Annotated in this window: 13 protein-coding genes and 1 tRNA gene; 9 read left to right on the top strand and 5 right to left on the bottom strand. The window is 68.0% G+C overall.

What is annotated here, in order from left to right:
- Nucleotides 1-13: 13 nt before the first annotated feature.
- A complete protein-coding gene (locus tag QZ258_RS04810; RefSeq protein WP_294179459.1) occupies nucleotides 14-1,477 on the bottom strand; it encodes a DUF3375 domain-containing protein in 1,464 nt (487 codons plus the stop codon).
- A 232-nt stretch (nucleotides 1,478-1,709) separates the two neighbouring features.
- On the opposite strand from QZ258_RS04810, the gene QZ258_RS12400 reads away from it, so the two are divergent.
- Nucleotides 1,710-1,922, top strand: coding sequence for a transposase (locus tag QZ258_RS12400; protein ID WP_363182052.1), 213 nt, complete (start codon nucleotides 1,710-1,712; stop codon nucleotides 1,920-1,922).
- 83 nt (nucleotides 1,923-2,005) lie between these two features.
- On the top strand, nucleotides 2,006-2,500 hold the full coding sequence (locus tag QZ258_RS04805; RefSeq protein WP_294179457.1) for a hypothetical protein: 495 nt from the start codon (nucleotides 2,006-2,008) through the stop codon (nucleotides 2,498-2,500).
- Between the two features lie 242 nt (nucleotides 2,501-2,742).
- On the opposite strand, the gene QZ258_RS04800 is transcribed toward QZ258_RS04805, so the two are convergent.
- A tRNA-Gly gene (locus QZ258_RS04800) sits at nucleotides 2,743-2,816 on the bottom strand.
- 64 nt (nucleotides 2,817-2,880) lie between these two features.
- Here QZ258_RS04800 and dcd point away from each other — a divergent pair.
- Entirely contained in the window at nucleotides 2,881-3,486 is a 606-nt protein-coding gene (dcd, locus tag QZ258_RS04795; protein WP_294179455.1) for a dCTP deaminase, read from the top strand.
- Nucleotides 3,487-3,521: 35 nt separating this feature from the next.
- Here the strand turns inward: dcd and idi are convergent, their stop codons facing one another.
- On the bottom strand, nucleotides 3,522-4,082 hold the full coding sequence (idi, locus tag QZ258_RS04790) for an isopentenyl-diphosphate Delta-isomerase (protein ID WP_294179453.1): 561 nt from the start codon (nucleotides 4,080-4,082) through the stop codon (nucleotides 3,522-3,524).
- Nucleotides 4,083-4,102: 20 nt separating this feature from the next.
- On the opposite strand from idi, the gene QZ258_RS04785 reads away from it, so the two are divergent.
- From QZ258_RS04785 to QZ258_RS04760, 6 genes are read left to right on the top strand one after another with little or no spacing between them, the layout of a single operon-like run.
- Nucleotides 4,103-5,173 (top strand): polyprenyl synthetase family protein, encoded by a 1,071-nt coding sequence (locus tag QZ258_RS04785; protein WP_294179452.1) that lies wholly within the window; start codon nucleotides 4,103-4,105, stop codon nucleotides 5,171-5,173.
- A complete protein-coding gene (locus tag QZ258_RS04780) occupies nucleotides 5,170-6,081 on the top strand; it encodes a squalene/phytoene synthase family protein (protein WP_294179450.1) in 912 nt (303 codons plus the stop codon). Before QZ258_RS04785 ends, QZ258_RS04780 begins: the two co-directional genes overlap by 4 nt.
- Entirely contained in the window at nucleotides 6,078-7,637 is a 1,560-nt protein-coding gene (crtI, locus tag QZ258_RS04775; protein WP_294179449.1) for a phytoene desaturase family protein, read from the top strand. Before QZ258_RS04780 ends, crtI begins: the two co-directional genes overlap by 4 nt.
- Entirely contained in the window at nucleotides 7,634-7,963 is a 330-nt protein-coding gene (locus QZ258_RS04770) for a lycopene cyclase domain-containing protein (protein ID WP_294179448.1), read from the top strand. Before crtI ends, QZ258_RS04770 begins: the two co-directional genes overlap by 4 nt.
- A gap of 2 nt (nucleotides 7,964-7,965) precedes the next feature.
- Nucleotides 7,966-8,382, top strand: a complete 417-nt coding sequence (locus QZ258_RS04765; RefSeq protein WP_294179447.1) for a lycopene cyclase domain-containing protein — start codon at nucleotides 7,966-7,968, stop codon at nucleotides 8,380-8,382.
- Nucleotides 8,379-9,236 (top strand): prenyltransferase, encoded by an 858-nt coding sequence (locus QZ258_RS04760; RefSeq protein WP_294179446.1) that lies wholly within the window; start codon nucleotides 8,379-8,381, stop codon nucleotides 9,234-9,236. The genes QZ258_RS04765 and QZ258_RS04760 overlap by 4 nt, the downstream gene beginning before the upstream one ends.
- Nucleotides 9,237-9,243: 7 nt before the next feature.
- Here the strand turns inward: QZ258_RS04760 and QZ258_RS04755 are convergent, their stop codons facing one another.
- Nucleotides 9,244-9,705, bottom strand: coding sequence for a MarR family winged helix-turn-helix transcriptional regulator (locus tag QZ258_RS04755; RefSeq protein ID WP_294179445.1), 462 nt, complete (start codon nucleotides 9,703-9,705; stop codon nucleotides 9,244-9,246).
- A 79-nt stretch (nucleotides 9,706-9,784) separates the two neighbouring features.
- On the bottom strand, nucleotides 9,785-11,254 hold the full coding sequence (locus QZ258_RS04750) for an MFS transporter (RefSeq protein ID WP_294179444.1): 1,470 nt from the start codon (nucleotides 11,252-11,254) through the stop codon (nucleotides 9,785-9,787).
- Nucleotides 11,255-11,334 lie beyond the last annotated feature (80 nt).

The raw sequence follows: 11,334 nt of genomic DNA, 5'->3' as shown, positions 1-11,334 counted from the left end.
TGTGCTTCGAATGTCACTGGATGCTCCCTGTGAATCGATGGGTTCGAACCTCGGCCGCGCGTTCGCTGCCGTCGACGCCCACCCACTTCAGATGTTCCGCTGACTGTTCAACCGTCCCGTGACGGACGGCCAGCGACAGCAGGCCAACCACGCTGGCAAGCCCTTGAGATGCTGGATACGCGGTCAGCACTTCACTCACGGATGCGGACGGGCTCTCGTCGAGGACGGAGTTGATGTTGCTGATCAGCTCGCCGAAGTCGATCTCCGACAGGCGGGCCGACGCGATCAGAGCCGCAAGGTCCGCCTCTGAGGTCTCGTGAACGATGACGGGAGTTGCCGATTCGAACTCCGCCGGGTCATGTAGCCGGAGCATGCCGACGCTGGTGAGGGGGACGCTGGTCAGCGCAAGCTCGAGCCCGACTCGCTCATATGGTTTGAGGACCTCTGCGGCGGCGACCGCGGAGTGCAGAGCATCCTGAATCGATCGTCGGAGGACCCGGTCGCGACGGTAGTCCTGGGACTCCACGTAGCGCCTGAGGCCGCGCGCGAACTCCACGGCGACCTGTTGGATTTCAGCGGTGTGCTCCTTCAGTGTGTAGATGAACTGCCTCAGCGATCTGCGCTGTGCTGGTGTCATGTCGACGGCGAAGTCTCGATTGAGAACCTGCTCGACGTCGTCCTCGAATGCGCCGCCGATGGAGGGGTCGAGGACCAGGTCTGTGAAGGCTCGAAAGCTGCGGCCGGCGTCACTCTGAGCGATCAGGTCGATGTCGCGGAAGATGTCCTCGAGGACTCGGGCCTGGGAGCTGCCGGACTCGAGGATCTGCTCGCGAAGCAGGGAGTTCAGTGCTTCGAACTCGGAGCGGACGCGAGCAAAGTCGTCGGGCACGACCGAGGCCTGGTTGAGCAAGTCGCGCAGTCTCTCTGCGGCCCGTTCCTTCGCAAGCGGCGCATCCGCCCCGGACTCGATGGCGGCGATCTCGGCATCGAGGCGTGACCGCTCGCTGATGAGCCGCTCAAGCCGCCGCCCCGACTGGGGATCTGTGTCGATGGCAAGCTGACGCAGCTGGGCGGCAAGGCTACTGAGCCGCGATTCGGTCGCCGTCTGCTTCGGAGTCTCCGCCTCGTCGAGGAATCGGATGGACGCGAGCGCGCCGCTACTGAGCTCGTAGGTCTCCCCGCGCGACTCCGGGCTTGGCCGCCTGATGAGATATCCCGCCGTCCGCCACTGGCTCAGGTACGCAAGTGCGCTGCCCTTGAGCTCGAAGCCTGCGCCGCGTAGTTGCTCGAGGTCTGCCTCGAGGCGCGCTTGTAGCTCGTCTGCGCCGATCCGTCGCTCCTCGCCTCCGAGGTGCTCCCAAAGCAGGGCCATAATCGCAGCTGCGCTCTGCGAGCTGTCCCCAGCGCGCAGTAGTCGAAGGGCTGGGTTGTCCTCAACGAGGCGACGTAGCTGCTGGGCTCGCGTGGTTGCGGTCATGGTTCGCTCATTCTCGAGGAATCCACCGTCATTCGCGATCGCCGCTCCGGTGAGCGGTTCTCGAATCGCGACGGTCCGCGCTCGAATTGAAGCGCGTGAGGCCTCAGGACGCGATCCAAGCCCACCCGTTCGCAGACCTGTTCCCGATGATGAGTCCCGCGGCGCTCTGACCTGCCCCACGGAGTAGCTACCATTCTTGCTGTGGTGATCGGGCCCTCTCCGAAAGGCTCTGGTGGTGCCCGGGCCCTACCCTGCTGAGTTTCGAGTGCGGGCCGTCGCGCTCGTGCGGTCCGGTCGTCGTGTTGCCGAGGTCGCTTACGACCTCGGCCTCAGTGCTGGTGGTCTGAGCAACTGGGTCCGCCAGGATCGCATCGACCGCGGTGGGCTTGCTGGTCGGTCGACGACTGAGCGTGCTGAACCGCGGGCTGCGAGGGAACGCATCTGAGATCTCGACGAGCAGTTGGCGGGCGTGAAGGCAGCCTCGAACTTGCTTGGGGAGGACAAACCCCACCAAAAGGAGTTCACCCGGTGATCGACGTGGTCGTCGCCACCGGGCATCCGGTCTTGACCTGCTGTCGGGTGGTCGGAGTGAGTTTGCCCTGGTACTACCGATACAAGCACCGGTCGCTCGCGCCGGCGACGATGCGCCACCAGTGGCTCATCGGCCTGACGCAGGAGGTTCACACTGCCTCGCGCGAAACGTACGGCTATCGGCTAGTGCACGCCGAGCTGTCGATGGGCATGGGCGTGAGCGTCAGTAGCCGCTTGACGTTCTTGCTCATGCGTGATGCTGGCAGCTACGGTCTCCCGGGCCCGACCCGCATCAAGCGCCTCCGCGCGGACCGTCCCTCCCCGATCAAGAACCAGGAAGAACTCCCTCTTCTGCTGGCCCGTGTATTTCTTCTTCGCCACCGCGACATCTCTCCTGTAGGTGTTGCGACGACTGCTGGAGTCCAAGCTGGTAGCCAGACCCTGGATCACGTCAGTGCCTCGCCAGATGGCATAAGTACCGCCAAACCGTGACCATTGTCGGCTCTCGAACGGCTGTCTGCTCTGCCCGACGAGCGAGCGCATCCTCGCTCAGCAAGCGCCCTACTAGGGACAGGCCCATCCGAAGGCACCGAGCTTGCTCGGTGCCTCTCATTTACGACCAGCTGGCTTTGTCTCAGCTAGATTGAGGAACACCTCGGCGAGCGCACTCACGTCGCCCAACAATTCGGTCAGCCTCAAATGGCGTGGAGTCTCAACTACATTGAGACTCACAATGGAGGGGATGACGGGAATCGAACCCGCGCTATCAGCTTGGGAAGCTGAAGTTCTGCCATTGAACTACATCCCCGCGGTGCGTTGTCGAGTGTAGCCCAACGGCCTTCGCTGATGCGCTCTGCCGATAGTCTCGACCCATGCTGCTGAGCGATCGCGACATCCGTGCCGAGCTGTCGTCGGGCCGAATCGGACTCGACCCGCTCGACCTGGGAATGGTTCAACCGTCGAGTGTCGACGTGCGCCTCGACCGCTACTTCCGGTTGTTCGACAACCACAAGTACCCGTTCATCGACCCGGCCGAGGAGCAGCCCGAGCTGACCCGCCTGGTCGAGGCGAAGCCGGGCGAGCCGTTCATCCTGCACCCGGGCGAGTTCGTGCTCGGTTCCACCTTCGAGTTGGTGACGCTTCCGGATGACGTGGCGGCTCGCCTCGAAGGCAAGAGCTCGCTCGGCCGGCTGGGCCTTCTCACGCACTCGACCGCCGGATTCGTCGACCCCGGCTTCTCGGGTCACGTCACCCTCGAACTCAGCAACGTCGCGACCCTGCCGATCAAGCTCTGGCCGGGGATGAAGATCGGGCAGCTGTGCTTCATCCGCACCAGCTCGCCGGTGGAGAACCCCTACGGCTCGGGGCCGTACGCGAACCGGTACCAGGGGCAGCGCGGGCCGACCGCGAGCCGCAGCTTCCAGAACTTCCACCGCACCGACGTCAGTGCGACGGATGCGGGGGCGGCCGGAAACTAGGGGCTTCGACCCGCGGTTTCGATACGCCCTGCGGGCTACTCAACCGGCGGGGAAGCGGGCCAGGCGGCGAGCTGCCAGCCGAGCCACGGGCTGAACGCGAACGGCGTGGCGGCGACCGCGGCACGCAACTCCCCCGGATCGACCCAGGCCCACTCGGCGACCTCCTCGGCCACCGGAACCGGGTCGGCATCCGCCACCGCCGTGAAGACCGGGCAGATCTCGTTCTCGACGATGCCGGAGGCATCCACGGCCCGGTAGCGGAACTCGGGAAGCGCCACCTCGATCGACCCGAGCTCAAGTCCGAGCTCCTGCCGGGCGCGCCGACGAATCGCCTCGATCATGTCTTCGTCCGGCCCCGGGTGGCCGCAAAACGAGTTCGTCCACACCCCCGGCCAGGTCTTCTTGCCGAGCGCGCGACGGGTCACCAGCACTCGACCGGAGGCATTCGAGACGTGGCAGGAGAACGCCAGATGCAGCGGCGTGTTCTCGTCGTGCACGCTCGCCTTGTCGGCCGTGCCGATCGCCTGGCCCTGCTCATCGAGCAGGACGACGCGCTCGTCCTCAACAGGGCCGAAGGTCTCTGGGTGTGGGCTCATCCTGAAGGTAGTCTGCCGGAATGGAGCATCATTCGTCAGGCGTGGTCGCCGAGGACCGGCAAACGGTCGTCGACAACGTGTTGGCGCAGTTCTTTCGCGCGGCCCTCTCGCGTGCGCGCACCCTCGACCCCAGCTACCTCGAGCTGTGGCGCGAGCTGGAGGCCAACACGGTCGGCGGCAAGCGGTTCCGGCCGCGCATGGTCGCGATCGCCTACGACGCGCTCGGCGGCATCGAGACCGAGCCGCCCGCCTATGTCGGCGCCGCGTTCGAGCTCCTGCACACCGCGCTGATCATCCACGACGACGTCATCGACCGCGACTTCGTGCGGCGCGGGGTGCCGAACATCGCCGGCTCGTATCGTGATCGCGCGCTCGAGCGCGGAATGGATGCGGCGGTCGCCGAACACCGCGGCGTCAGCGCGGCGGTCATCGCCGGCGATCTCGCGCTCTTCAACGCCTACCGACTGATCGACCGCAGCGGCGCCAACGACGTGGTGCGCGACCGCCTGCTGGAGGTGCTCGACGAGGCGCTGTTCGCGAGCGCCGCCGGCGAGCTCATCGACATCGAGTACTCGGGCGACCTCGAACCGCCGACGGTGCACGACATCCTGCGGATGGCCCGGCTGAAGACCGCCGTCTACACCTTCGAGTGTCCCCTCCAGGCGGGCGCGATCCTCGCCGGCGCCTCGGATGCCGTCGTCGCCACCCTCGGCGACTTCGGCCGCCAAATCGGCATCGCCTTCCAGCTCGTCGACGACCTGCTCGGCGTTTTCGGTTCCGCGTCCCTCACCGGCAAGACCACGCTCGGTGACCTGCGCGAAGGGAAGCGCACCGTTCTGGTCGCCTACGCGCGGATGCGCGACGGCTGGTCGGCGATCGAGAAAGACTTCGGCAATCCGGAACTCGACGAGGAGGGGGCCGAGCGCATCCGCGCCTTTTTGACCGACTGCGGGGCCCGCCGCTACCTGGAGTCGCTGGCCCAGGATTACGCGCGCCGCGCCCTGGAGCGCCTCTCGGCGCCGCACGTGCCGAGCGCATTGCGTGATGTACTGATCCCGGTGGCGGACGAGGTCTTGGAGCGCGTGAAGTGAGTCGACGACAGCGGCGTGCCGAGAAGCGCGCCGACGACGGCAGCCCGCGCCTGGAGCTGTACTCGTCGCTCGCGGAGGAGACCGCGAGCCTGGTGATCGCGCGGTACTCCACCTCGTTCGGGATGGCCTCGCGGCTGCTGGGTGCCGGGGTGCGTCAGCCGATCGAGAACCTCTACGCGCTGGTGCGCGTCGCCGATGAGGTCGTCGACGGCGGGGCCGAGCAGGCGGGGCTCGACACCGTGGTGGCGGCGCGGCTGCTCAACGAGTTGGAGCGCGAGACCGAGCGGGCGATCGACGAGGGCTACAGCGCGAACCTCGTCGTGCACGCCTTCGCGCGGACGGCGCGCTGGGCCGGTTTCGGCTCGGAGCTGACGGCACCGTTCTTCGAGTCGATGCGGATGGATCTCTCGATGACCCGGCACGACCAGGACAGCTTCGAGCGCTACGTCTACGGTTCGGCCGAGGTGGTGGGGCTGATGTGTCTCGCCGTGTTCCTCGCCGACGATGGGGCCGAGCGCAGCGCGGAGGACCGCGAGACGCTCGTCGCGGGCGCGCGTGCCCTCGGTTCGGCCTTCCAGAAGGTCAACTTCTTGCGGGATCTCTCGGCCGACGTCGAGGCGCTTGGGCGCAGCTACTTTCCCGGCCTCGACCCGCAGCACTTCACGGAGGAGGACAAGGTGCGACTGCTCGACGACATCGATGCGGAGCTCGCCATCGCGGCGCACTCGGTTCCGCTTCTTCCGGGCAACGCCCGCCGGGGCGTGAGCCTTGCGCACGCTCTGTTTGGCGAGTTGTCGACGCGGCTGCGGGCGACTCCCGCCGAGCGGCTGCTCACCACCCGCATCCGCGTTCCGGATGCGGTGAAGCTGCGTCTCGCGCTCGCCGCGGGTGTTCGGACCGCCCGATGAGCCGCACGATCATCATCGGCGGCGGCATCGCGGGACTTGCGACCGCGGCGCTGCTGGCGCGCGACGGGCACGAGGTCACGGTGCTCGAACAGCGCGAGGCGGTCGGCGGGCGCGCCGGGTCGTGGGAGCAGGACGGCTTCCGCTTCGACACCGGACCCTCCTGGTATCTCATGCCGGAGGTTTTCGACCACTTCTTCCGACTGCTCGGCACGACGGCCGCCGAGCAGTTCGAGCTGACCAAGCTCGACCCCGGCTACCGCGTCTTCGGCGAGGGTCACCCCGAGCCGCTCGACATCGCCGCGACGCGCGAGGCCAACATCGCCCTGTTCGAGAGCGTCGAACCGGGCGCCGGCGCGAAGCTCGCTCGCTACCTCGACAAGGCGAAAGAGATCACGCACCTCGCGATCGATCACTTCCTCTACTCCACCTTCGACAAGCTGGGCCCGGTGTTCTCGCGACGGGTGATCGCGCGCGGCGGGCGCCTCACCCGGCTGCTCACCGAGTCGCTGCATTCGCTCGCGGCGCGCACGGTGACCGAGAACCGGCTGCGGCAGATCCTCGGCTACCCGGCCGTGTTCCTCGGCTCGGCCCCGCGCCTCGCGCCGAGCATGTATTCGCTGATGAGCCACCTCGACCTGGAGGAGGGTGTCTTCTACCCGCAGGGCGGCTTCACGGTCGTCATCCAGCGGATCGCGGCGCTCGCCGCGGCGGAGGGCGCCGAGGTCCGCACCGGCGCGGTCGTGCAGCGCATCGTGGTCGACAACGGTCGCGCGGTGGGGGTGGAGGTGGCCGCCGCGAACGGCGGCACCGAGCGCCTGGATGCCGACCTCGTCGTCTCCGCCGCCGACCTGCACCACACCGAGACGCGCCTGCTCGACCGTGCCGAGGATCGCACCTTCCCCGAGTCGTACTGGGCCAAGCGCACCGCGGGCCCGAGTGCCCTGCTGCTGCTGCTGGGGGTGCGCGGCGAACTGCCGAATCTCGAACACCACACCCTGCTGTTCTCGAAAGACTGGGACGAGAATTTCGGCGCGATCTTCGACAGCCCTTCCCGCATCCCGGGCACTCCGTCGCTGTATGTCTGCAAGCCGAGCGGAGTGGATGCCTCGGTCGCCCCGGCCGGCCACGAGAACCTGTTCGTGCTGGTGCCGCTCCCCGCCGATCCGACGATCGGCGCGGGCGGCGTGGGTGGCGCGGGCGATGCCGAGGTGGAGGCGCTCGCCGATCGGGTGATCGCGCAGATCGCCGAGTGGACGGGCACCCCCGACCTCGCCGAGCGCGTCGTGGTGCGCCGCACGATTGCGCCGCGCGACTTCGAGACCGACCTGAACGCCTGGAAGGGCACCGCGCTCGGCCCGGCCCACACGCTCAGCCAGAGCGCGTTCTTCCGCGCCGGCAACCAGAGCAAGAAGGTCGACGGGCTGCTCTACGTCGGCGGCTCGACGATCCCCGGGATCGGGCTGCCGATGTGCCTGATCAGCGCCGAGCTGATCGTGAAGCGTCTGCGCGGCGACACGAGCGCGGGGCCGATGCCGGAGCCCTTGGAGCGCGCGTGAATCTCCTCTACCTTGCGGGGTTGCTGGTGTCGCTCAGCGGCATGGTCGTGCTCGACGTGCGCTTCCGGTTGTTCTTCGCGCACTCCTGGTGGCGCGCCGCGATCGTGATGGCGGTCGGGATCGCGTACTTCCTCGTCTGGGATCTGGCAGGCATCGCCGCGGGCATCTTCTTCCGTGGCAACCCGGAGCTCTTGACCGGGGTGCTGCTGGCGCCCGAACTGCCGCTCGAGGAGTTCTTCTTCCTCGCCCTGCTCTGCTACACGGTGATGAACACCTACGGGGCGGTCGTCGGCGTGCTGGCTCGCCGTCGCGAGGCGCGAGGCTGACGATGCTCACCTATTGGCTGCTCAACCTGCAGTTTTTGGCCGTCGCGATGCTGGTGGTGCTGGTGTCGCTGCTCGCCCGGCGCGCCCCGAGCGGCCGCGCGGTCGCCGGCGCCGCCGTGGTCACGCTCGTGCTGACCGCGATCTTCGACAACATGCTGGTCGGCACCGGCATCGTCGCCTACGACGTCGCGCTGACGACCGGGCGCACGATCGGGGTCGCTCCGATCGAAGACTTCGCCTACACGTTCGGCGCGCTCGCGCTGCTGCCCGCGCTCTGGGCGATGCTCGGCGGCCCCGGCGCCTCCGTGCACGTTTCTCCGGAGGATTCGCCGCGCGGTGCGGCCCGCTCGCGCGCGGCCCGCGCATCCGACCGAAAACTCCGGAAAAACGACACACTGATGCGGGAGGGGGAGGCGTGATCCGCGCCCTGTTTCTGACCAGCCGGCCGCTCAGCTGGGTCAACACCGCCTACCCGTTCGCCGCCGCGTACGTGCTCGTGACGGGCCGCGTCGACGCGACGCTCATCGTCGGCACGCTGTTCTTCCTGGTGCCCTACAACCTGGCGATGTACGGCATCAACGACGTCTTCGACTACGAGTCCGACCTCCGCAACCCGCGCAAGGGCGGCGTCGAGGGCGCACTGCTGCCGCCGCGCTACCACCGGTTGACGCTCTGGCTCTCGGGGCTGCTTGCCCTGCCGTTCGTCGTCTTCCTGGTCATCGTCGGCGACCCGCTCAGCTGGCTGGTGCTGGCGGTGAGCCTGTTCGCGGTGGTCGCTTACTCGGCCAAGGGCCTCCGCTTCAAGGAGCGGCCGTTCCTGGATTCGGTCACCTCGAGCACCCACTTCGTCTCGCCGGCCGTCTACGCGCTCGTGCTCGTCGACGCCGAATGGATGCCCGCCACGATCGCGGTGATCGTCGCCTTCTTCCTGTGGGGCGTCGCCTCGCACGCCTTCGGCGCCGTGCAGGACGTGCTGCCCGACCGGGCGGCGGGGATCGGTTCGATCGCCACGGTGATCGGCCCGCGTGCCACCACCCGGCTCGCGATTGGGGCCTACCTGGTGGCGGGGGCGCTGCTGCTCCTGCTGCCGTGGCCGGGCATCCTGGCCGCGGCGCTCGCCGTGCCGTACGCGGTGAACGCCGCGCCGTGGTGGAACGTCACCGAGGCCGAGTCGGAGACGGCCAACCGCGGTTGGCGCCGCTTTTTGTGGCTCAACTTCGCCACCGGATTCCTCGTCACGATGCTGCTGATCGCGGGCGCGCTGCTGCGCTGAGCGCTCGCTACGGGATGTCGCCCTCGGGGCCGTCCGACCAGCCGAGGTTGCGCGCCACCCGTTCCAGCGCCGCGAGGGTCTGCGCGTACTGCTCTTCGCTCAGCCCGGCGCCGAGCGAGGTGAGGTGTTCGGTGACGACGGCACTCAGGCGCTCGAACACGTTGGTGCCGGATTCGGTGAGTTTGTAGCGCCCGCCGTGAAGCGCCAGCCAGTCGCTGTCGACGAGCTCGGCCAGGTGCTCCGCGCTCGACTCCGGGTCGTCCGGGTTGTCGGCGAGATACGGCGAGATGGTCGCATCGAGCGTCGGCAGGTCGGCCGGTCCGCGCGAGAGCACGGTGAGCAACTGCCACTGTCGATGCGTGACGCCGTGCTCGATGAGCATTTCGTCGAGCTTCTCGTCGAGAAGTCGATCGACCAGGTTGATCCAGAATCCGAGCGGGCGCGCGGCGCCTTCGGGCGTGCCGTTCATGCCTCCACGCTACGCGGGCGCGGCGCCTCGGGCCAGGCCCTTCAGCGCCTGCCCAGGTGCGGCGCCGCACCCCGCGCCGCTACTCGATCTGCGACTGCTTCGCCTTGACCGGCAGCATGAGTGCCAGGCCCGCCAGGAGCACGAGCACGATGCCGATGATGCCGAAGCGGGTGTCGCCGGTGAACCCGACGAACATCGTGAACAGGCCCGGCGCGAGGAAGCTCACGGCGCGACCGGTGGTGGCGTACAGGCCGAAGATCTCGCCTTCGCGGCCGGGGGGCGTGATCCGCGCCAGGAAGCTGCGGCTGGCCGCCTGCACGGGGCCGACGAAGAGCGTCAGGAAGAGCCCCGCGATCCAGAAGCCGGTCTTCGCGTCGCCGATGAACAGGACGGCGAGTCCGGCGCCGACGAGTCCGATGAGCGAGCCGATGATGACGTTCTTGGCGCCGAGCTTGTCGTCGACCCACCCGCCGATGAAGGTGCCGATGCCGGCGACGACGTTCGCCGCGACGGCGAAGTAGATGACCTCGGTCGAGCTGAAGCCGAAGACCTGCGCGGCGATGATGGCGCCGAAGGTGAACACGGCCGCCAGTCCGTCGCGGAACACGGCGCTCGCCAGCAGGAACATGAGCACCTGCGGGCTCTTGCGCGCGAGGGCCGCGATGGTGCGGAACAGCTGGCGGTAGCTGCCGAGGATGCTGACCCGGTTCTCGCGGGCCTTCTTCGGGATTTCGGGAACGCTGATCAACACCGGGAGGGCGAACACGGCGAACCAGAGCGCCGAGACCAGGATGGCGAAGCGGATGTCGAGGGCGCCGCCCTCGGTGCCGAACGGCACGTTGAGCAGTCCGTTGCCGGTGTCGCTGCCGAAGTTCTGGATGAACAGCACGAGCAACATGATGAGCAGCACGATGCCGCCGACGTAGCCCATGCCCCAGCCGAATCCGGAGACGCGTCCGACGGTCTTCGGCGTCGAGACCTGCACGAGCATCGCGTTGTAGTTGACGCTCGCGAACTCGAAGAACAGGTTGCCGGCGGCGAGCAGCGCGGCGCCGAGGTAGATGTAGCTCGGCACGGGCGCGACGAAGAACATTGCGGCCATGGCGAGCACCACGAGGCCGGTGTTGATGCCGAGCCAGAGCTTGCGACGACCGGATCCGTCGGAGCGCTGGCCGAGGATCGGGGCGAGCAGCGCGACGAGCACGCCCGCGATGGTGAGCGCGCCCGAGATCACGGTCGCGTTGTTCGCCTCGGCGAGCACGAGCGCCGGGTCGTTGTCGTTGCCCGCCGCCGCGGCGACGATCTCGGGGTCGACGAAGAGGCTGCTCGCGAGATAGGTCGAGAACACGAACGTGGTGACGACGGCGTTGAATGACGCCGACCCCCAGTCCCAGAGCGCCCAGGCGCGCACGCGCGACTTGGGGATCGGCTGGTCTTCGATGAGGCCTTGCCCCACCGTCCCGATCGCGCGGGTGTTGCCGAAGATCGGCGGGGTGGGGGGTGCGGTGGTGTCGTCAGCGTCGTCGGCACCGGGCGTGGTCTCGGTCATGCACGCACGCTACTGCCGCCGGGTGAACTCTCGGTAACGTCGCCCCCGGCGCGGCGCGACTTGAGTCGAGAAGGCTCAAG

Origin of the sequence: uncultured Schumannella sp., assembly GCF_905479755.1 — a bacterium.
Classification (GTDB): domain Bacteria; phylum Actinomycetota; class Actinomycetes; order Actinomycetales; family Microbacteriaceae; genus DCRR01.
This window is presented reverse-complemented; position numbering and strand designations above follow the sequence as displayed.